The sequence below is a fragment of the Candidatus Wallbacteria bacterium genome (genome assembly GCA_028687545.1).
GTDB lineage: Bacteria > Muiribacteriota > JAQTZZ01 > JAQTZZ01 > JAQTZZ01 > JAQTZZ01.
Genome location: JAQTZZ010000029.1, coordinates 1 through 20,637 on the forward strand (window position 1 = coordinate 1; position 20,637 = coordinate 20,637).

The following is a 20,637-nucleotide window of genomic DNA, read 5'->3' on the forward strand; positions in this document are numbered from 1 at the left end:
TCAATTGGTCCATTCTCCGAGGATACACACACAGCTAAAGGCCATGGTGATTTTCCAAGTAACCTATACTTATGCGGCATTATGATAGGTAATTTACTAGCTACAAGAGATAAGGCGTTACAAAGACTTACACTAGAAGGATTATCAATGAACTGACAAGATGCAATTAGTTCCGTCCAATAAGGATGAAATTGTTTTAATTTTCCTATTGAAGCAGGAGGGGATTTTCGGTTCTCATTAAAAAAAATAATTGGAAAAAGAAGCTTGTTTCTAGAGGAAATCGAAAATGAGACACATCTCTTTGGCCTGAAAACAGATAGTTCTCTGTCAAGAGCATATCGAATGCTTTCTTTCTTTATTGAACCCAATCTTTCCTTTGCATCATTGAAAGAATGTCCAAAATCACGGGGAAGTAGATATGGCATATTAAAAAATGATTCTAAGTATTTTTTAATAAGCCAGTGATGGAATATATCCATATTATCAAAAATAATTTGTTGCGATTTAGTTTCAGAAGGCCAATGCTTTTCAGCAAGGTCATATGCCCAAGTTGTTGATCTCTTACTAGTAAGGCGTAGCAATAGCCGCCAAACTCCTAAATTTTCAATAATGTTATGATGGTTGAGAAAATGCTCAACTTCTTCACGGAATACATCTTCATTTTCGGGTTCATATACATCGGCTAAACGATCGTGCACATGTGATGGTGGCAATGTTAACAATGACAATGCCTTTCTTGTAAGTGCGAGAAAACAACGAGGTTGTTTGCGTAGTGAACCATCTTCTAAAAGAGATAAAGCAATTCGTGAACCTGCATGTACAATATGAGAAAGTGTATCATTGGGATTGTCATTCATTGTCGCACATATTCCTGTGAGACTATCACGCAGCCATTGCCTCTCGGCATAGCATTTCCCTGCAGCGAATAATAAAACATTCTGCCAGAAGGGAATTCCTGCAATAGCATTAACTCTTTCGACAACAATATCATCTTTACCTTCCAGCAGTGCCTCTGCGGCCATAAACTCTTGTAATGATCTAATTTCAAATCCAACACGGCCGCTTTGTGATGGAACAAGAAAAACAAGTCGATCTGTTGCACAATTAGTGATTTCATCTGCGAGTTTATTTCTTTCTTCAACAGAATGCCCTTCAATGCTAAGCCTTCCTCGGACAATGTTTTTAAAATCCTCAATAGTCAAAGTTGCATCTGTGTGTTGAGTCTTTTCGCTTTCAATTTGTAAGAGCAGTCCTGTATAGAAATGTATAGTATCGATATCTGCTTCATAATCTTGAAGTAGTTGCGATAGAGACTGAACACCTCTTTCCATTTCTCTTCTATAAATAACCTTGTAATATTGGTGGAACAATTTGTATCTCTCTTGAGGAGGTTTAGCAATCTGGGCTAACAAACGCGCCATTATTGTAACTTGGAGAGGGCTACCCATAAGACGGGCTGATGCATCAATTTTAACAGCTTCTTGTAGCCTATCCATTATTTCCTTTTTCCTTTGCGGAAAGTGATGGTATGTTAACTCAACTAAATTTTTTCCATAATGAAGTGCACGAGCAATGGATAATGGGGCTAACCATGAGTGTTCGTACCGAGTGGGTGAAAATTCATCATTGTATCCTTGTGGTCTTGTTGTTGCTAATATCAATACATCTGCTTCACATGTGGACACATCAACTAGAAAATCTCTTATTGAGTCAAGAATTTGTTTTCGATTGCTAGAAGGAGGGACTTCATCTAGTCCATCGAAGATTAGCAACCAAGGATGTTCTTTCAACCAAATCCTGAGAACATTGACTGTAACCTGATATTGTGTTCTTTCTTTGATGGTTGAGGCGATGTAAGAAAGGACAGAAGTTACTTCATTATTATTAGTAGTGGCAAGAGTTTTAGCAAAATTGGCTAGCTCGATACGAAAGGGGAAGCGTTTTGCACAAGTTATATCAATGCATTGAACCTTACATTGTGCGATTATTGAATTGATAGCACTTACAACATCTTTATCTAAGCAGCTTCTATTATTGAGAAGATTCACTCTATGTATCTGGCAAAGAAATTGAGTTAATGTTGATTTTCCTTGACCGGGACCACCGACTAAAACATATCGCCCTTCTTCAAATGACACTAAGGATGTTATTGTGTTAGGAATGTAAAATGAGAAAATTTCTCCAGGTTTAAAGCAAATTGATTCTTTCTGTAAAATGTAGGATAAAAAGCCAGGTGGTAATTGGCTTGTCTGAGCATCTTCAATTGGTGCTTCTGATCTTCTTTCAAAAAAAGTAGGAAGATCTATAAACACTTGTTCCAGAGGTATTCTGTTTTCGGGACTGTGCCCTGCCTGTTCAAGTTTTGAATAATGATCATCTAACAGTTCTTTTTGAAGAAAATTCAGCATTACCTTTATAAAATCTGGTAGCAAACCTTCCGCGACTGCAGCAAGCTTAGATAGCACATCACCAGGAGTCGTCCATAGCGCATAGGCGCATCTTACATCCTTGTTATTATCTAAATAACCACAGAGTTGGTCATAATCCCACACCCTAAAATCTTTCAAACCAAGTCTTTTTTTATACAAATTGATAAGGGCAACTGCTTTATCCTTGCCACCCTTGTCTTGCACAGGAGAAAGTACTAAGTTGGTTACTAGAATGTAATATTCGGGTTTCTTTCTCTTGGATTCAGAGGCAGCGAAAGAATCCAGTTCTTTTTTTAACTCATTAAGTAACCATTTGGTATCAATTGATAGGTTCCCCTTTGGTCGTTGACAAAACTTAGCTTGAACAACAGTATAACCGTTCCAAATTTGTGTACTTGAAGGAAATTTCGAAGTGCACCCATGAAAAGTAGCTTCGCGACCTCCATCAGGGCCATCTCCGAAAACAACCAAGCCAGGCCCTAAAATCTTGTAAGAAAGAGCCTGAATCATTTGTTCAAAAGATCGAGGTGATAGCTCCTTAAAATCATAGTTCCCCATTTTTGAAACTCCTTGAAAAGTTTTTTCCTTCATCAGTTATTGGTTGTATTTTGGAAACGGTATATTATTAAAGTGTGCATTTAATCATAGATTAACTCTCCGGATCTTTGTTGTTACTGGACTTCCAACATCTTATATTCAGTATCCAATGAGGATCATTCTTTTCTCCACCGTTTAACAACATCCTGAAAAGTAACATCCTTCCATGCTTTTTTCCACTCCTCTAACACTTTTGTGCTTTGCGAGTGTGGTTCGGGATTAGGTAAGGACATCTGAACAACAGAAGGGAGTAAAACAGCATCACCTACAACAACACATTCGCCAGGTGCCAAATTAGGTAGAATATCTACAATAGAATTCGAGTTGTCTGGAAAAAGTCTTCTGACATAGTTCTGATCAGCATTGTTGGTAAGCCGCAATGCAATGAAATTATTACATTGCGCGAATATTGTTTCAGAAACTTCCGAAGGTCGCTGACTGACAATCATGAGACTCATTCCATACTTTCTGCCTTCTTTAGCGATTCGCTCAATAGACTTGCGAGATGCCCTGTATGCAACGTCATTGTTTTGTGGAACATAGTTATGTGCTTCTTCACATACAATCATTACAGGTATATCGTTGAGAGCGTTATTTTCATGGCGCAACTTGGAATAATGAAAACAGAAATCGAAAATCAAGCGAGAAACTAAACTGACTGTAATGCTGAGCACTTCAAAAGGTATTCCGCTCAAGTCCACAATCGTAACATTGGCTTTTGTAAGATAACCCATGAATTGTTGTATTATCTCATGAAAATCACCAGTTTTATATGGTTCTTTTTCATTTTTCTCAGGATGAAGCAGAAAACGAAGCCTTTTGTCAGAGAGCTTTGTTTCCAAACGGGAAACAAACCGGTTGAATTCACCATTGAAGGTCCCGTTTGTAGCTTTATCGTCCTTTGATGTTGAAGGTTGGACGAATTCACAAACTTTGTCAAAATAAAGCGTTCTGTCTTTGACAAGGGATTTATCTGCAAGTTTAGGGCAGTTCTCATTTGTACAACGTCCATTAACTTCACGATTCATGTTATCGATAAATCGATAAACTTCTTCAATTGAAAAATAGACAGGTGTATCATAAGTAATATCCTTGATTGTCGGATTGTGTTTTTCTTTGTTCAGAATGACCGCAAGCTTAAACTGACTTACCTGATTATGAGAATTCGCCTCATTGCTTTCTATGAACATACTCTCCAATTCTTCTGAATTCATGAGCCAATAAGGTAAAGCAAGAGAATCAATATCCAGTCTGTTCAGTGTGAAAGACTGCTCTTTTTCCAGATTAAAAGCTGCTGAATATTCATCATGAATATCGAAAATCACGATATGCGAGTTGTTTTGTTTTCCTTTGTTGGTGTTTTTCTGATCGGCGATACCAACAACATCGTGGATTATCTTTGTCACAGCACATGATTTGCCGGAACCAGTAGAACCAACAATTGCAATATGTTTGCTAAAAAATCTGTCTCCGTTTATTTTGTATTCAATACTTTTGTTCAACGAAAGGTTTCCTAGCGGAAAATCATAGCTTACATCTGAAGAAAACAAAATGTCGAGCGTTTTCTGATCTGGTAGGTATACGTATTCGGTCGGTACAGGAAGGAGCATGCTTCCTCTTTCGAATCCATTATTATCTCCGATGATTGTGCCTATAGCTTGGCACGTTATCTGGAATTGCCATTTTGGATTATCCTCTTTGTCTAGAGAGTTAGTCCCTTTAATGTTGTTGATTACGGCAATAGTGAAGTCCCTGTTACCCTGGGCAATTTTCAGATAACGACCAACTTGGAGACTGTTTTTGTTTTGCTCGAATATAGCAAGACTATCCACTGTAATATCGATTGACTCAGATGAGCATGATAGAACCTGTCCAATTTTAATCATATCCATCACAGACTCCTAACATGTATTTGATTTCTTTTATTGAGTATGTATCTAACACTTCTACATTTACATCTTTAGTGTTTAGCTCTATGGAATCGCTGTGCCCCAGAATGAATAAATCATCTGATTTATGCCTATCGAGGATTGACACATTGGTCCCCCACTGCAAAATGCGGAGATCGAACTCCCGTTGTATTACACCGGCTGATTTTTTAATCTTCAGAGGTTCTCTAAAAAACCTGTTCTCGTCAAAATCAATTTTAATATCACCATCATTGGTAATTATCTTTTTTTGGTGAAGCCTTTTTTGAATTTCCCAGAAAACCTTATCAGCTGCCCTTAGGCAAAAAAGGGGAGTTTGTGTATGTGCTTGTTTAAAATGGTATTTCCCTAAATAGTCACTGATGAGTAAAACAAATTCAGTGTCAAAATCATCAAATGATTCGCAGTTTACAAGAAAATAGCGCAATCGCGTATTAATGTTAAGATTCTGCTTCATTTGCTTTCTACGTTCTTTAAGAAGTTTTTCTCGAGAATCAAGCGCTAAGGTCCATCTGGATATTGCTGTTTTCTTAACTGCTATCAAACGATCAACTAGTTGTTTTTTGCTTACTTTGCGTTCCTTTGGATTGTGTTTACAGCTGATATTGGCAATCAATTCAAGTGCGTTCGGATATGCAAGAGTATCGATATCATCCTTCGGAATACCTGCACTGATAATAGCAGCGTGTACATCGCTTACAAGCTTGTCATAAGTCTGTCCAGCATGTAAAGTAAACACTTTTCTAAACTTAGTAACATTTACTTTGCCTTTAAGTTTCTTTATCAGTGGAGCAAGTTTAGCATCTTTAGACATGAGAGCAGCATTTAGTTCATTAACACCACATTTACTTGGTGCATTTGTTTCTGACAGATCGGGGAAATGAGCAAAGAGAATGTATTTTACATCTGCATTTGGATTTTGAGTGAAAGAGTCCATCATTTGAAGCAACGGCTTAAATATGGCACTCGGTGTGAATTTTTCGACGGCTTCATGATACTTGCATTGAATGGCCTTTATACCAGTCGGTGTTGATACATCAATATCTTCGATGATACCTTCGACGGTAACAATTGTGCTATCCGACGAGTTAAGGATCTCAAGAATGGTTTTGTTGAACTGATAAAGAAAACCCTTGATCGTATAATCTGCTGATCTCCTGTTTACGGTCAAATGCTGCTCCTTTAAATGAAACTAGAGGCAAAATTAATAATCATAAGTTATGCCTCATTTAATACAATCGATAAACAATATATTCACATAGAATTCAGACATCATCCCACCTTTTTTAGATCACGACTTAATTTTATTCGGATTCGGGAACTCGTCAATCACCTTTTCGGGTGAGACCGGAATACTGAGCAATAGGAAAATAAGCGGCGATACGCTCCCTGACTTCAACAGGAAATTGATGCCTGAAATGCTCATTTTTTGCCTGTTTTCAGACAGCACCTTGATAGCACCTGAATGAGACCTAACTTAGACCTAACTGTTACCTAAAAGTTTTTAGGTAGAATTTACGGTATTTTCCGCGCAAAACCGCTGATTTTGAAATTCAGCCCGAATGCATAGGCACGCGGAATGCGAAAATATCAAAGAAGTATTGAAAACAACAGGTGCAGATGGAGAGAATGGTACAGATTTCGGTCAGATCCTTTTGATTAATCCTGTACCGCAGACTATCATTAAAGCATGAAGACACACGCGCGGTCTGATCAGAGTTCAGCCTGGAATTCACATCATTGATAAAACAATGAAAGATTACACAAAAGAGGATCTTGAGGAAGCTGCCCGGGCCATCACATCGCTGCTGGAGCAGAAAAGGGGTCGCGTCTCGCCAATTGTCATTCCACTACTCCTTTAGGTTGAACAGGCTTTTTGGAGATGGGTTCTATCATCATTTACGCCTTCATGCCGAAATTGATCGCCTTCCGATGGGGACAAGTCGTGGCTTAGGCAGGAAGGTATTTGGGGACGACATGTCCCCATCTTCTGCTAAGTATAATGTCTAACACTGTTACTACCCTGCCATGACCACCTGTTCCACGAACTTCTAAACGATCTGGAATGAATTCCCTATCAGCTTGAAATCCTTGGTGTCTTCCTTTTCCAGCTTTGATCGGATCAGCTCAAAATTCCGGATTGTTTCCTCGGGAAACAGCTTTTCGCCACAGTGCAGGCATACTTCAGCCTTTACTCTTACTATGGCAGTGTTCTTTCCACCGCGAAGCAGTTTTTCCACTTCCTTTTCCATCACTTCACCCTTGCAGACAGGGCATTTCTTAAAGGGGATCATTTTTTCCTCTTGGATATGGAGTATCATCCGGGTAATTTTCAATGATTTCCCCGTTCATGACTGAACAGAAAATTTCATCATATGACAATCCGTCGTTCTGAGCTTCCTCATCAGAATGGTCCGTAATCCGGATCTTTTTATCCTTGAGAGCGCTGATAACCGTATTAATGTCAAACATGATTCATATTATCAACAAAATCAGTGGGAATTTCAAGGTGCCTCCTGGATTTATTGGATTATATACTTTGCAAAAACCGGTTTAATGCTGTCCATCAAATTCCGCAGATTAGACCAGGGGATTTTATTTTCGTGTTGGAGGCGGCCGACAACGATGGAAGGATGAACACCTATTTTCTTTGCAAAAACCATGACCTTGTTTCTGGTAAAAAGAGGTGAAGCTGTACCCAGAAATTCCTGATAGCGTTCTTCAGGTATCAAGTGGCTTGAGGCAAAGGCATTGGCTTTTGCCTCAATTTCATCAGGGGTTTGATGATAAATATCAACATCAGTTCTAGTTTCTTTTTTCAAAATATGGGCGATTTCATGCAATAGTGTGAACCAGAAATTATCTCTGCGATCCAGTCTCAAAGTCATGGCAATAGGAAGCTGCCCGGCGACTTGCCTGCCATGCTGTCTCCTGTCACTGTTGATACGGCAGCATCGGAGGGAACAGCTCCTCAGCCCCTGAAAAGAACTGCAAACCGCGGAGGACAACGTATCCGCTTTCACCGGCTCGGAGATCAAGCTTCCACACCCTGCCGCCTGTCGGGGGGAAAACAATCACTGCATCAGCTGAGTCAAGGTCAGTCTCAATGATCCGGGAGAACCCGGCAGCCTTTTTCACGGCTAAAAGTGCCGCTTTTGCGATATGGTACTCTCCGCTGTGCTGGGAATGAATCACGATCCGGCTCAGATCCACGCCTTTGGGAAAGGAAATCTGCAAAGATACCCAGCCAGTTCCGGTTTTTGCCGAGTGCCACATGGCAGATGAATCGTAAGTCACAGTACCGTCCTTCCTGTTCGGACAGATCAAACCTATCTGGAGATTTGAAACCTTGCTCTCGTATTCTTCTCCTGAGTCGGTGGAAATCGTCCACCAGCCATCAGGCTGGCCCGGTATTTTCATGGGCCAGATAGGTACGATCCGTTCTGCCAGTTTGTAGTCCTTTGGCAGATCCGTTTTCCGGTCGAAACTGAGCCTGGGGAATATCCTCCTGCAGAGCGCCAGTGCGCGGACATCTTCAGGGATCAGTTCCCCTGGTGTCAGGCTTGCGGCAAACTGATTCGTATGGTGCTTGAGGTTGTATGACATGATCGAGTTGTTCGAATTCATGTCATATCCGTATTCATCCACATGGGGCAGGCCGAATGAGTGGCCAAGCTCGTGCTGCAGTGTGGACTGGAAATTGGGCGCTCTGTCCAGGGAGAAGGAAGAGAGGACCAGGACGCCGCCGCCCCTGTTGAGTCCGCCGTTGAGCGGGCAGCCACAGCCTACGGGGAAATCTTCGGTCTGATTCATCACCACGACAAGCAGGATATAGGGGCAGTTGTAGCGGGTAAAATTCAGCTCTGCCAGCAGTTCGCTGACAGCCAGGGCGACTAAGCCTTCAGGCCGCTCCCGGTAAAATGACAGTTTCCGCATGGCCCGGTAAACAAGGGGTTTGCGTTCGGCGATGGCGAAAGTGTCCTGATTCCTGAGCATCTCGCAGTATCTCTTTTGCGACCAGATGAGATGCCGCATGAGCCGGTCGGCCTGTTCGTCAGTGGGCGCAGGCTCATCCTTTGGGACAAAGAAAACAGGGAGAATCTTGACTGTTTCCGGAAGCACAGCCTCCCGTGCCTGCCCGGACGCGGCGATCAGGCAGACCGCCAGAACGAAACAGATAACCAGTCTGCTCAACATGATGGCATCCGCCTCCTGCAGACATTCTATCCCTATTTTTGAGCTTGAGCAATCGGATTGGATCGAAGGGTATCCAGGGCCCGATTCTTTTGATTATTCCTTCACTGCAGTCTATCATTAAAACATGAAGACATACTCTCTGTCCGGGCAGAGCGCTACCTGGAATTTCAGATCATTGATAAAGCCATGAAAGATTACACGATAAATGCTTAGAGAATCCCGGAAAGGAATTCAGGATCTGATATGACAGAAGGCAAACGGAAGTTTACCGGGTTCGTGGCCCTGTTCCGGGGAATCAATGTCGGGAAGACGAAGCGCGTGGAAATGGCCAGGCTCAAGTCCATGTTCGAGTCCATCGGCTGTGCGGACGTCTCGACCTACATCAATTCCGGCAATGTGATTTTCGCATCAGACGGGAAAGCGGAAAACATCGGAAATGTTATCGCAGCTGCACTTGAAAAGGAATTTGGATTCTACGCAGAGATCCTGATCAAAACAAGAATAGAGATGAAAAAGATAGCTGACGCCATTCCGGCTGGCTGGCGGAACGATTCCGCTCAGAGGACTGATGTGGCCTATCTGTTTCCGGAAATCGACTCAGAGGAAATCCTCTCTGAACTGCCGGTGAACATGGAATTCATCGACATGCGCTACGTGAAAGGCGCGCTGTTCTGGAACGTCAGGCGGGAGAATTACAACAAAAGCCGGCTGAACAGGCTGATCGGCCACAGATCGTATCAGCTGATGACAGTGCGGAACGTGAATACCGCACGGTTTCTGGCAGGTTGCAGCCCTGACAAACAGTAGACAACCTCAATTCATTTCAATGTCTTAAAAGTTTTTGTCAAATGTATAGACCCGGTACGGATTTCGGGTTTCGGATTTTAGCTCAGCTCCTTGTGGGATTCAGACAGAGCCTCGATGATGCCGATGTGCTGCGGGCATTTGCTCTCGCACTGGCCGCAGGATACGCATTTGTCAGCCCTCTGCTCCGGAGTAAGCAGCATTGTATAGGAGATAGTGCCGCCCCTTTTGTCGTCAAAGATATGGCGATTGTTGAAAAATTCCAGGATGCGCGGGATCTGCACTCCTGCAGGGCAGGGCATGCAGTATCCGCACTTTGTACAGTTCACCCTGATCCGGGCTTTGTATGTTTTTCTGGCGAGCTCGATTATCGCCAGGTCTTCCTTGCTTAACTCTTCCTGCCCGGCAGAGCCCGCAACCCTCAGGTTTTCTTCCACCTGCTCCATGGCATTCATGCCGCTCAAAAGGCCTGATATTTCCGGATGATTCCAGACCCAGCGCAGCGCCCATTCCACAGGGCTCCAGCTTTTACCTGATCTCGTGAAAGCTTCCAGCACCTCCTTAGGTGCCCTGGCCAGGCTGCCGCCCCGCACGGGTTCCATGGCCACCACTCCCATGCCGGCCCCTGCAGCCAGCTTCAGGCCCTCTGTCCCTGCCTGGTAGGTGGAATCCATGTAATTATACTGGAGGTAGCAGAAGCTCCAGTTATACTGATCAACTATGGTTTTAAAGGCAGACAGCTCGTCGTGAAAGGAAAAGCCTGCTGCCCTGATCTTGCCGTCACTGATGGCTTTGTCCAGAAAATCCCCTACTCCGAGATCCCGCACCTTTGCCCATCTCAAGTCGCTCAAGGCATGCAGCAGGTAGAGATCTATATGGTCTGTCTGCAGCTTATCCAGCTGCTCATGCAGCAGCCTGCCGAAATCCTTTTTATCGCGCACTTCCCAGACCGGGAGCTTGGTGGCCAGCAGAATTTTGTCGCGCAGCCCGTTCTTTTTCACTACGCGCCCCATGAAAGGCTCGCTTTTACCCATGTGATAGGAATATCCTGAATCGAGCCAGTTGATTCCATTGTCTATTCCGTGAAGGATCAGCTTCTCAGCCAGAATCTCGTCGATTTTTCCGTAATCATTATCAATCATCGGCAGGCGCATCATTCCAAAGCCGAGATTGGATAGTTCCAGGCCTGTCTTTCCTAAACTGCGGTATTGCATTTTGGCTCCTTTTAGATGGCTCAATCAGGTAATATTATAGCAGGCACTCGCCCTTATTTCTCGACTTTGGCAAATTTTCCAAAATGATCTGCTGAATCCCTTGTGGGGTGGCCATCCATGGCTGTAACAAAATCCGACGGATTTTTCAACAGCCATGGAAGGACAGAATCCGCCACAAATCAAGTTCACCGCAGAGTTTTTGGCTGCACACCATAAAAATTTGCCAACTCAAGTTGTTTGTTAAAACGCTGTGAAATTTGTATAATGCAGAGACCGCAACGAGTATGGAGGATGTGTGAAAATAAAGCTGACAGTGGTTGCACTCCTGTTCATCAGCAGCCTGGCCTTCGGCTGGGGACATCAATCGCATGTCAGGATCACTGACTTAGCGCTAAAAAATCTGGCAGCAGAATCTCCAGGTCTCTGGAAGAATCATGAGAAAATATCCTTGATGGCCGCCCGTGTGGACGGAGTCAAGGATTACAGGTCTGATGAGGCAGCCAGGCATTTCCTGGACTTTGAGAATTATCCTGAACTGGCTGTCGGACTGCCGTCTGAATCGGATTTTGAACGTCTCCATGACCTCAACTTCATCGACAGGAACGGAAATCTGCCCTATGCAATTGAAGAAGAATATTCCCTGCTTGTTAAATCCATCAGGAGCAAGGATTTCCGGTCTGCAGTCGATAATCTGGCATTTCTCTCGCATTATTGCGAAGATCTTTACCAGCCGCTGCACCTGACCAGGGAATATGACGGCAGGGGAAGGCAGCATGGCCTGCATTCGAAGTTCGAGTCAGCTTTCGCGGATGAACTCTGGCCTGACGTGGAGAAAATGAAGCCTGAACCCCAGATTCTAATTTCAAATCTGCACCAGACTCTTTATGAAATCATCAAAAAGAACAGAACTTATCTTGAAGACATCTTCCAAAGCGAAGGCAAGCCGAGACGGGTGAATGATTTCGGGCGGCAGGACCGTAAGCTGCGCGAGATTTCCGAAGGACTGCTCCAAGATGCGATCGGATTCGTCTCTTCCATGATCATGACTGCCTGCAGGGAAGCCGGAGCAGGATTCCCTGATACGCTGGAATGTTCATCTGGATTGTAGACTGTTTTCCATGTAATCGCTTGGGCACAGCAAGAGGTTGGTAAGTTTGTAAGTTGGTAAGTTGGTAAGTTTGTAAGTTTTAGTACAGTGTAAAAGTCTGCTAGTAAATCCCCCTGGTATGCTCAACTGTGGCCACAAGTAAGATCTGCAAGGCCACAAAAACAAGCTGGGACCTGCTGTCTATTTTCTGGAACGCCTTCTGCGCCATCATGACAAACGGCCTGGAATAGAAAATGAAAAACAGGGGACCTGCAGCCATCAGGATCATCACTGTCTGCAGCACAGAAATTCTCACAGGCAGGGCACAGAGAAAAAGGATCACACCTGATGCAAAGGCAAGATTGTCTCCAGATCCGTTCAGGCGATTGAATTCATCCTGAGAAGCGCAGCTTGAAAGCCGCCTCAAAAAGAGAAAACCTGTCAGCGTGGCTGAGAGCAGGTAGGCGAGATTGTAATACAGTTCAGTCATGTCAGTCCTCCTTGGTTGTTGAAAAACAGCCATCTGCATCGTTGTGTAGAAGCTCTTGCAAATTTATTTGTTAGAGCCTCTCATGCCTAGCATCCGGCTATTTTTGAACAGCCAGACAGAAAATCGATTGGTGAATTACTTGCTGCTAGGGCTCTCGTTCAGCATTCGCATTCTTCCAATGGGCCAATAAATCAGAAGACCCTTACCGCGCACGTTCCGCTCAGGCAGGAAGCCCCAGTAACGGCTGTCATTGCTGTTGTTGCGGTTGTCGCCAAGCACGAAAAGCTTGCCGCTCGGGACTGTAATCTTAGGGTAGTCTGCTTTCATTTCAGCTTTCAGATAAGGTTCTTTAACTGAAATACCGTTCCTGATCAGGGTGTGGTTCCTGATTTCGATCTCATCTCCAGGCAGGCCGATCACGCGCTTGACCCAGGGCTTTCCGTCCACAGGAGATTTGAAGATCACAATATCGCCCCGCTTGACCGGTCCTGTGTGGTAAGCAAGCTTGTTGCCGAACAGGCGGTCGCCGATCTGAAGAGTGTTTTCCATCGAGCCGCTTGGAATTACATACCCCTGGACGCAGGTGGACCATAGAATCAGCGTGAAAACCAAAGGAGCAATCACGAAATTAAGTGAAGTGCCGATTGCGGTTGCAATCCGATCCTTTTTTGAAAACGAGTTTTTGCTCTCTACAGGAGAACTCATCAAAAAAAGGAGCATCTTTCTGATCGACCGGCCTGGCAGATCAGAAATCCTGCCCCAGGCTGCCTGGATTGATTTAAATAGAGAGTTCATAAACTGCCTCCAAAATATTGTGAACAAGGTAAAGCAATCTATATACCAAGAGTTAATATCAGAAGTAACACTGCAGTTGAGCTGTTTTGATGATTAAAGAAAAGCTGCACCTGGAAAATAGTTTCCAGTCCAGTTCATTATTTATTGAACCATGGAAGATTAGCTTTTTTTGCAGGAAACTGATAGAAATATTTTATAGAATGTTGGAGGATTTATGAAAATTCAGTTGATTTTTCCACTGTGCTGTCTGCTGCTCACAGGTTGCGGAGAAGTAAAGACCGATGTTCCGGCACCTGAGGTTATCACTGAGAAAGCCCTGCCTGCACCCGGCACAACTGCTGATCAAGCCTTGGCGACCGGTGAGGTGGAATGGCTGCAGGATTTAGAAGCTGTCAAAGCAAAGGCCGGCCAGCAAGGCAAAGTCATTCTCGCCGATTTTTCCGGCTCAGACTGGTGCCACTGGTGCATGAAGCTGGACGAGGAAGTGTTTTCCAAGCCTGAATTCAAGCAATTTGCAGGGCAGAATCTGGTGCTTTTCCTGGTGGATTTTCCCAACAGGAAACAGCTTCCCCCTGAAACCGCTGCCCAGAACAGAAAACTTGCCGACAAATATGGAGTCCAGGGATACCCTACAGTGCTGCTGCTGGACGCAGGCGGGAATTTACTGGCCACCACCGGTTACAAGGAAGGAGGTGCTGCGGCCTATGTCGAGCACCTCAAGGGTCTATTGAAAAAATGACTATTCCCCACGCAGCAGACTGTCAGCCTCGTCGACTGTGATTTCACCGGCTCTGAGGCGTTCGAGCACTAATTTGGGGTCTGCCTGGTCAGGCTTGCCTTCCAGCTTGCGGAACATCATTTCCATCCTCTGCCTGACTGTGGGGTAAGAGAGTTTCAGTTCCCGCTGCACCTGTTTCAGGTTTCCCCTGGATTTCAGAAAAATGTCGAACAGTCCTCTGAGTTCCTCGTCCAGCCTGCAGACCGGACAAGGAATAAACTGGCCTGAAACCTCTGTGCCGCACTCAGGACACTTGAGCCTGACGATCTGCAGGTCTGATTCACAGGCCGGGCAGGCATGCGGAAGGATCTTGTCGTTCATACCGCTGCTCCGTCTGAGGTTTTCCCTGCTGATTCCGCGGTTTTTTTCAGGCACACATTTCCTGACATCGTTTTCAGGCGGATTTTGGCGGTCGGATTTTCTCCGATTATTCCGTTGAGCTTGCGGAACGGAAAATCAGCTGAACTGATGTTTACTTTCGCGAAATGATCCACCTCGATTTTTCCTGCCATTGTGGATAAATTCAGATCAGCAGAAGTCTTATCAGAGAGCATGCAAGAAACGTCCCCGTTCATTGTGACTCCTGAAAGCTCGCTGTTCCAGTTATCTGTCAGATTCAACCTGATATTTCCGTTCATTGTTTTAGCAGTCAATTTGCCGGAAATGGAAGAAACCTCGATGTTTCCGTTCATGGTTTTCAGGTTGGCTTCGAAGGGAGAGGATTTGACTGTGATGTTCCCCAGCACAATTTTAATTCCAAGCTGAGATATGTTTTCCGGTACTTTGAGGGAAACTGATCCGTCCCTGCATTTAACAACATTGGCATTTCCCTTCTGGAAAATCCTGGGCCTGGCATCACTTGAAGAGATGCAGCACTTACTGCCTGCATATGCTTCAATCCGCACTTCCTCTGTGTCATGTCTGTCACTGATTACGAGCAGTTTGGATCCAGGCTGGAGTTCAAATTCTGCAGTGGAATCGATTTCCGTGAATTCATCCGGATTAAAAGCGAATTCCTGGTCCTGGAAGGCGTTGCTGATTGCAGGCCCGATCTCTGCAAGGCTGTCCCTGATCATGGGACCGATTCCAGAGAGATTTTCCCTGATCGAGGTGAAGACTGAGCTCAGTCCATTGCCAGCAGGGTCGCTGGACTCGCTCCGTTTTTTAGCCCCTTCCCTGAGTGCATTCAGAAGCCGTTCAGCTTCATCCACATTAATTACCCCGTCTTTTACCAGCTGCAGTACTTCTTTTTGCTCATCATTCATGAATTTCCTCCGGAATTATCAAAATATAAAAAGAAAATACCAAAATAGAAAAATAAAATCAACAAATGACAATCAAAACTTACCAGTGACCGATCTGAAAAAGGGGTTTTCAGAGACCAGATCCCCAACTTTGGTCAGAGGTGAGGTGGAGAAATCACCTTTTTATTTTGTATAACCTTGAAAAAAAATTATAATGTTTTAGGATTGAAAATGACATGCTTATCAACGGGCGGTATCAAATCCAGGAACCTCTTGGAGAGAGAGGATTAGGCGAGGTATACCATGTGCAAACCCGCAAATAGTGAGCTTGTAAAATGCAGAAAAGCTTTGAATCCACTCTGGATTCTGCTGATTCTCTTCATGGTGACCGGTGGGGAAAAACTGCTCGGCAATGCTTCTCAGCCGAAGCAGACCATAGCAGGGCTGGCATCACCGGCAACCCGAAATATTACCTGGAATGCAGGCAGCAGATCCCTGGAATTCAGTAATGGCGTAAAAATGGAATTCGTGTGGATTCCTGCCGGAAGCTTTACGATGGGAAGCCAGTATAATACTGAAAAGCCTCCTCACACCGTAATCATCACAAAAGGTTTTTATCTCGATAAATATGAAGTAACCCAGGCCCAGTGGCAGTCAGTGATGGGCAATAATCCCAGTTGTTTCAGGGGCGATCAGAGACCGGTTGATATGGTATCCTGGGATGACAGCCAGGTATTCATCAGGAAACTGAGCCAGTTAACCGGAAAGAAATTCCGGTTACCCACAGAAGCCGAATGGGAGTACGCCTGCAGAGCCGGAACAGAGACCAAGTATTACTGGGGGGATCAGGCTGACGGGAATTGCATGTGGTATGATGATGCCGGCGGCATGACGACACAGGATGTGGGTGGAAAGCAGCCTAATGCCTGGGGATTGTATGACATGTGCGGGAATCTCTGGGAATGGTGCAATGACTGGTATGGTGGAAATTTTTACCTGAACTCTCCAGCGGAAGACCCACAGGGACCGACGAGTGGCACCTGGCGGGTTTTGAGGGGAGGCTCGTGGCACAGTGAAGACTATATGTGCCGCTCAGCGAATCGTATCCCCCACAATCCTGTCGGCAGAAGCCACGGTGTCGGTATTAGATTGGTTTACAGCCCGTAAGACTTCGAGTTACACTCATGCACTGCGCTTCTTTGAATTAAAGAAAAAAGCCTCTCCCTGTTTTGACGGAAAGGCTGATTTTAATATCTGGCGGGCTGTCCGGCAAAATGGACAGCCCTTTCTTCTTATAGAGTATGGGAGCTTTTAAAAAACGAGATGATTTTCCGCTTTGACCTTGTAAGAAATTTCCACATTCAGGCTGATCATGCCTTCGGAAAGCTGCCATTCGTCCATGCCCAGGATCTTCGGGACATTGGCCTGCATATTGGCCTCGATCTGAGCCGAATGTGCCTTGATGTTAGCCTGAGCCTGGGCAGTTGCTTCGGATTCAGTGTTATACCAGGCGTAATCACGGTTGTTTTCATTCCTGATATCGATTTCTTTTTTGAGGTAATATTTTCCGGGATATGCCATTGCATTAGCCAGGCTGCCGGCTTCGGAGCTCCAGCATTCCACCACCAGGATCGGCCTGTACTGCACCTTCCAGTCTGCGCGATCTTTGGATGTGGTGGATTTCATGCTCTTCAGAGAGGTGGCATAACTGACTGAATACTGCAGATCAGTATCATTGGCATTCAAGAGAATCATGGCTTCTGTAACTGCTGCTTCGACCGCTGCGTCTGTATTGGCTTTGGCTGCTTCCAGGGCTTTTTCTTCGGAGGGGTAAAGGCCCTGCAGGTAAACATAATTGGTGGTTTTATCAGGATTGGACTTCAGCCAGACAGTCACTTTCACGATGCTGTTGATGGTGCCGAGTGAGTTTACTTTTTCCCTGGCGCCGGTTGGCTGGAAGCTGGTGGAATAATCGACTTTGTAGTCCATGGCGGTTTTGTCGATTTTCAGGATCATTTCAGCCTCGTTGAGTGCGAGTTCCACTGCGATGTCAGTATTCTTCTTGGCATTTTCCAGGGCTGCATCCAGATTGTCGAAAGTACCCTGCAGATAAGTATAATGGGTTTTATGCAGAGGATTCACTTTTTCCCACACATTCACCCCTACGACACTTGTAAGAGTGGCTGCGTAAGCAGATCCAGCCATCAAAATCACCCCCAGAAGCACTGCCATCATCCTGTTTGTCCTGTACATCTTTCCTCCTCGATTTGTTTTATTGAAGCTGTTAAGGAACCGAGTGCAGCGAGGTTTCTGTTACAGCTTCATATCTTGAAGTTATTATTACCAGGGAGGGTTTGTAATTCCAGTTACAAAATCCTGCAATAAAACAAATGCCGGTCATTCCTCTTGAAAAATCACCAGATATCCGCAGTTTTGATCGAAAAAATATCCCTGCTCTTCCAAGGCTGACTTGATGAAACGATCCTGTCTCTTATCCAGAATTCTGCGCAGCCTGGAAATGTTCATCCGCAGATTTGCAGCGTCGCTTGCATTCTCGTAATTCCGGCCCCAGACGCTCTGAAAGATTTCCCTGGGTGATATTATTTTGCCTGGTTTCTGTGCCAGGTTGAAGAGCAAGGATACCAGGATGTTTTTTTTGAAGAACGGGATTTTATTTCCATCGACCCGCAGTATTTTGGCAGCGAAATCGATAAAGATCTCAGACTCTGCGGTTTCAACTTGATTCGCAAAATCTTCTGCAGCTGAAACGATTCTTTTTCCCTGCGGAGAAAGCACGGTTAATTTAGAACCGGCTTTCAGGAAAGCGCTTTTATACCACTGGAATTCAGGCGAGAGCCTTGCACTGATCTGTTCCGGCAGCCTGGCAAATTCCAGTTCGAACAATTTGGCAGATTCCTCTGATTCTCCGGTTCTGCCAAGCTGGACCAGAGTGCGGGATTGAAAGAAAAGCGCTTTGGAATACAGTTCCGGATCATTGCCTCTGGCGAAATCACTGATTTTAGTGAAAATGTCCAAAGCCCTGCTCAATTTTCCACAGGACACTAAATGCTGACCATATTCCTGCTCGGCGTAAGCTCTGGAAAGTGGATGATTGATTTGCTCGAAGAGTTCCAGCGACTTCTTAAAGCCTGATTCCGCTTTGGGAAAGTTCCTGAGACGTGAATAGATTCTGCCCAGGTCGCAGTAAATCAAAGCTACAGTACGGCTGATCCCGTATTTCTCGGCCAGTTCCAGGGCTTTCAGTTTGAGAGTCAGGGCTTTGTGAAAGTCACCTTCCAGAAAAGAGATTTCAGCTTCCAGATAAAAAGAGTAGGTGTACAGATATTTGTCCGTCATTTTTTCAGTGAGAGTCTTCAATTCAGTCAGGCAGAGCAGGCAATTTTTGAAGTCGCGTCTGTCCAGGTACAGTTCGCTTAGAAGGCACAGGGCTGTAGCAAGTTGAGGAGTTGACAAGCATTTCCGGTAAATATCCACGGACGACAGGCAACAGGAAAATGCCTGGTCCGGCTTTCCGAAGATCACAAGTTGCGTGGAAAAGTTTAACAGGATTCTCGCTTTCAACAGATGAAATGAGTTTCTGGCTGCGATTTCCACGGCTTTTTGAAAACAGGCTTCCGCTTTTTCTGGATTATTCATCAAAACAGCACAAGTGGCTAAATTGGCATGGATTTCGGCTGAAAGCCATTCCCCCGGATTATGTTTCCCGGCTTTGGAATAACTTGCAAAGGCATCCAGAGGTTTACCTTTTTTCAGGGCGATCTTCCCGGCCAGAAACAGTTCTGTCGCCTGATCCGTGATTTCTGAAATCAGTTTATCTGCTTCGTCAAGCTTGTTCCAGTAAATGAGGAGCGAGATTTTTTCTTTCAGAAGATCCTGCCGCCTGTGCTGACCGCATTTACTCAGCAGATCCTCGAGCAGTGTGAAATAACTGTCCGCTTCTTCAGCCAGGAACAGAAAGTTCCTGCTGAAATCCAGCAAAACTTCCACTGCTCTGACAATTTTCCTGGCTTTCAGATAGTGATAGCAGGATTCCCTTACATCCGAGAGTTCAATTGACTTTTTCTGGCTCAGCCTGTCTGCGATTTCAAGCTGAAGCTTGAGTTCCAGTCCGGGTTTTAGTCGTGCTGCGACATAGTCCTTGATCAGACCATGGATGAAATACGCACCGCTGGCGTCTGTTTCAATAATGTAATGCTTACGCAGAAACCGCAATTGTTCCGCTTCAGGTTTGCCCGGGTAATTCATTTTAAGGGGAAGCCTTGCCAGCGAGAGGATGTAGACCAGATGCAGCTGCTCCTGATTCAAGTCCTGGAAAATCTGATTTAAAAGGAATTCACCGATTTTATCATAAAATTCGGAAGCAGGATTAAGGAGGTTTTCGAGAGAATGGCCGCCCGTCAAAAGAATCCCCATGAACAGTTTGATGGATAAAGGATGGCCGTCCAAATTCGAGCTGACAGCCGAAATTGTTTCAGGGGGGAGAGAGAGGTCGTGCACTTTGAGTATCTGCTGGATGAAAATGTCTGACTGGGCTGTTTTCAGACCTGAAAGCTGCATTTCAAAGACATCCACCAGTTCCAGGGGAGAGAGTGAAATTTTTTTCCTGGTTACCAGGACCAGTCTGCCTTGAGATAAAGTACTGAGGGCTTTGCGGACGATCCAGGCAGATGGTTCTTCGAGCAGATGAAAATCATCCAGAAACAGGCAGAGACGCTGTGCTTCGATGAGATCGAACAGATAGTCCGACTGTGCTGTGATATTTTGGGATTTGCCTGCCAGTTTGCGTATTTCTTCCTGAATTTCAGTGAAGAATTCCAATCTGGAGCATTCGCTTTTGCAGGTGTAGAAAAGGACCCGGTCCTTGAAATCAGTCTGATTGAGCTGGAATGCGAGATGCATGGCCAGGGCGGATTTGCCGATCCCCCCGATCCCGCCGATGACAATGATTTTCTGGGTTGCGGCAATGCCTGTCAATCTGTTCAGTTCAGTTTCGCGCCCCAGAAAAATTACCTGAGCAGGAGTAATTTGACGCAGCATGGAATCATTATATAGA

The 20,637-nt window shown here is 44.8% G+C and carries 18 protein-coding genes; 4 read left to right on the plus strand and 14 right to left on the minus strand.

Annotated features, from left to right (window positions below; all coding sequences use genetic code 11):
- The 7 genes from PHW04_12090 to PHW04_12120 all read right to left on the minus strand — a co-directional run.
- Window positions 1-3,020 (minus strand): hypothetical protein (locus tag PHW04_12090; protein MDD2716622.1); only part of this gene is annotated, 3,020 nt, incomplete at its 3' end.
- Window positions 3,021-3,142: 122 nt separating this feature from the next.
- On the minus strand, window positions 3,143-4,918 hold the full coding sequence (locus PHW04_12095; GenBank protein ID MDD2716623.1) for an ATP-binding protein: 1,776 nt from the start codon (window positions 4,916-4,918) through the stop codon (window positions 3,143-3,145).
- A complete protein-coding gene (locus PHW04_12100; GenBank protein MDD2716624.1) occupies window positions 4,905-6,125 on the minus strand; it encodes a hypothetical protein in 1,221 nt (406 codons plus the stop codon). The genes PHW04_12095 and PHW04_12100 overlap by 14 nt, the downstream gene beginning before the upstream one ends.
- Window positions 6,126-7,005: 880 nt before the next feature.
- A complete protein-coding gene (locus tag PHW04_12105) occupies window positions 7,006-7,248 on the minus strand; it encodes a YgiT-type zinc finger protein (GenBank protein ID MDD2716625.1) in 243 nt (80 codons plus the stop codon).
- A complete protein-coding gene (locus tag PHW04_12110; protein ID MDD2716626.1) occupies window positions 7,235-7,426 on the minus strand; it encodes a DUF4258 domain-containing protein in 192 nt (63 codons plus the stop codon). The genes PHW04_12105 and PHW04_12110 overlap by 14 nt, the downstream gene beginning before the upstream one ends.
- 50 nt (window positions 7,427-7,476) lie before the next feature.
- Entirely contained in the window at window positions 7,477-7,842 is a 366-nt protein-coding gene (locus tag PHW04_12115; protein MDD2716627.1) for an ImmA/IrrE family metallo-endopeptidase, read from the minus strand.
- Window positions 7,843-7,888: 46 nt separating this feature from the next.
- Window positions 7,889-9,151, minus strand: a complete 1,263-nt coding sequence (locus tag PHW04_12120) for a hypothetical protein (GenBank protein ID MDD2716628.1) — start codon at window positions 9,149-9,151, stop codon at window positions 7,889-7,891.
- Between the two features lie 243 nt (window positions 9,152-9,394).
- Here PHW04_12120 and PHW04_12125 point away from each other — a divergent pair, with 243 nt between their 5' ends.
- Window positions 9,395-9,958: a DUF1697 domain-containing protein gene (locus PHW04_12125; GenBank protein ID MDD2716629.1), complete on the plus strand. Its 564-nt coding sequence runs from the start codon at window positions 9,395-9,397 to the stop codon at window positions 9,956-9,958.
- Window positions 9,959-10,035: 77 nt separating this feature from the next.
- Here the strand turns inward: PHW04_12125 and PHW04_12130 are convergent, their stop codons facing one another.
- Entirely contained in the window at window positions 10,036-11,169 is a 1,134-nt protein-coding gene (locus PHW04_12130; protein ID MDD2716630.1) for an aldo/keto reductase, read from the minus strand.
- A gap of 295 nt (window positions 11,170-11,464) precedes the next feature.
- Here PHW04_12130 and PHW04_12135 point away from each other — a divergent pair, with 295 nt between their 5' ends.
- Complete coding sequence (locus PHW04_12135) at window positions 11,465-12,277, plus strand: hypothetical protein (GenBank protein ID MDD2716631.1); 813 nt, start codon at window positions 11,465-11,467, stop codon at window positions 12,275-12,277.
- 100 nt (window positions 12,278-12,377) lie between these two features.
- On the opposite strand, the gene PHW04_12140 is transcribed toward PHW04_12135, so the two are convergent.
- Both PHW04_12140 and lepB read right to left on the minus strand, forming a co-directional pair.
- Complete coding sequence (locus PHW04_12140) at window positions 12,378-12,746, minus strand: hypothetical protein (GenBank protein ID MDD2716632.1); 369 nt, start codon at window positions 12,744-12,746, stop codon at window positions 12,378-12,380.
- A 135-nt stretch (window positions 12,747-12,881) separates the two neighbouring features.
- A complete protein-coding gene (gene lepB / locus PHW04_12145; protein ID MDD2716633.1) occupies window positions 12,882-13,541 on the minus strand; it encodes a signal peptidase I in 660 nt (219 codons plus the stop codon).
- Window positions 13,542-13,755: 214 nt separating this feature from the next.
- Here lepB and PHW04_12150 point away from each other — a divergent pair, with 214 nt between their 5' ends.
- Window positions 13,756-14,280 carry a thioredoxin family protein gene (locus tag PHW04_12150; protein ID MDD2716634.1) on the plus strand — a complete coding sequence of 175 codons (525 nt, stop codon included), beginning with the start codon at window positions 13,756-13,758 and terminating at the stop codon, window positions 14,278-14,280.
- Here PHW04_12150 and PHW04_12155 read toward each other — a convergent pair whose 3' ends face one another.
- Both PHW04_12155 and PHW04_12160 read right to left on the minus strand, forming a co-directional pair.
- Window positions 14,281-14,640: a DUF2089 domain-containing protein gene (locus tag PHW04_12155; protein MDD2716635.1), complete on the minus strand. Its 360-nt coding sequence runs from the start codon at window positions 14,638-14,640 to the stop codon at window positions 14,281-14,283.
- Window positions 14,637-15,584, minus strand: a complete 948-nt coding sequence (locus tag PHW04_12160) for a DUF4097 family beta strand repeat-containing protein (protein ID MDD2716636.1) — start codon at window positions 15,582-15,584, stop codon at window positions 14,637-14,639. The genes PHW04_12155 and PHW04_12160 overlap by 4 nt, the downstream gene beginning before the upstream one ends.
- 282 nt (window positions 15,585-15,866) lie before the next feature.
- Here PHW04_12160 and PHW04_12165 point away from each other — a divergent pair, with 282 nt between their 5' ends.
- Window positions 15,867-16,730 (plus strand): formylglycine-generating enzyme family protein, encoded by an 864-nt coding sequence (locus PHW04_12165; GenBank protein ID MDD2716637.1) that lies wholly within the window; start codon window positions 15,867-15,869, stop codon window positions 16,728-16,730.
- A gap of 144 nt (window positions 16,731-16,874) precedes the next feature.
- Here the strand turns inward: PHW04_12165 and PHW04_12170 are convergent, their stop codons facing one another.
- Both PHW04_12170 and PHW04_12175 read right to left on the minus strand, forming a co-directional pair.
- The gene (locus PHW04_12170; GenBank protein MDD2716638.1) at window positions 16,875-17,816 is read right to left on the minus strand and encodes a hypothetical protein; all 942 of its coding nucleotides are present in this window, start codon (window positions 17,814-17,816) and stop codon (window positions 16,875-16,877) included.
- Between the two features lie 144 nt (window positions 17,817-17,960).
- Window positions 17,961-20,621, minus strand: a complete 2,661-nt coding sequence (locus PHW04_12175) for a tetratricopeptide repeat protein (protein ID MDD2716639.1) — start codon at window positions 20,619-20,621, stop codon at window positions 17,961-17,963.
- Between the last annotated feature and the right edge of the window lie 16 nt (window positions 20,622-20,637).

Coding starts and splice junctions, on each gene's coding strand:
- PHW04_12120 (MDD2716628.1), bottom strand. CDS start 9,151: ATGTTGAGCAGACTGGTTATCTGTTTCGTTCTGGCGGTCTGCCTGATC.
- PHW04_12175 (MDD2716639.1), bottom strand. CDS start 20,621: ATGCTGCGTCAAATTACTCCTGCTCAGGTAATTTTTCTGGGGCGCGAA.
- lepB (MDD2716633.1), bottom strand. CDS start 13,541: ATGAACTCTCTATTTAAATCAATCCAGGCAGCCTGGGGCAGGATTTCT.
- PHW04_12110 (MDD2716626.1), bottom strand. CDS start 7,426: ATGTTTGACATTAATACGGTTATCAGCGCTCTCAAGGATAAAAAGATC.
- PHW04_12115 (MDD2716627.1), bottom strand. CDS start 7,842: ATGACTTTGAGACTGGATCGCAGAGATAATTTCTGGTTCACACTATTG.
- PHW04_12160 (MDD2716636.1), bottom strand. CDS start 15,584: ATGAATGATGAGCAAAAAGAAGTACTGCAGCTGGTAAAAGACGGGGTA.
- PHW04_12155 (MDD2716635.1), bottom strand. CDS start 14,640: ATGAACGACAAGATCCTTCCGCATGCCTGCCCGGCCTGTGAATCAGAC.
- PHW04_12165 (MDD2716637.1), top strand. CDS start 15,867: ATGTGCAAACCCGCAAATAGTGAGCTTGTAAAATGCAGAAAAGCTTTG.
- PHW04_12125 (MDD2716629.1), top strand. CDS start 9,395: ATGACAGAAGGCAAACGGAAGTTTACCGGGTTCGTGGCCCTGTTCCGG.
- PHW04_12130 (MDD2716630.1), bottom strand. CDS start 11,169: ATGCAATACCGCAGTTTAGGAAAGACAGGCCTGGAACTATCCAATCTC.
- PHW04_12105 (MDD2716625.1), bottom strand. CDS start 7,248: ATGATCCCCTTTAAGAAATGCCCTGTCTGCAAGGGTGAAGTGATGGAA.
- PHW04_12150 (MDD2716634.1), top strand. CDS start 13,756: ATGAAAATTCAGTTGATTTTTCCACTGTGCTGTCTGCTGCTCACAGGT.
- PHW04_12140 (MDD2716632.1), bottom strand. CDS start 12,746: ATGACTGAACTGTATTACAATCTCGCCTACCTGCTCTCAGCCACGCTG.
- PHW04_12170 (MDD2716638.1), bottom strand. CDS start 17,816: ATGTACAGGACAAACAGGATGATGGCAGTGCTTCTGGGGGTGATTTTG.
- PHW04_12095 (MDD2716623.1), bottom strand. CDS start 4,918: ATGGATATGATTAAAATTGGACAGGTTCTATCATGCTCATCTGAGTCA.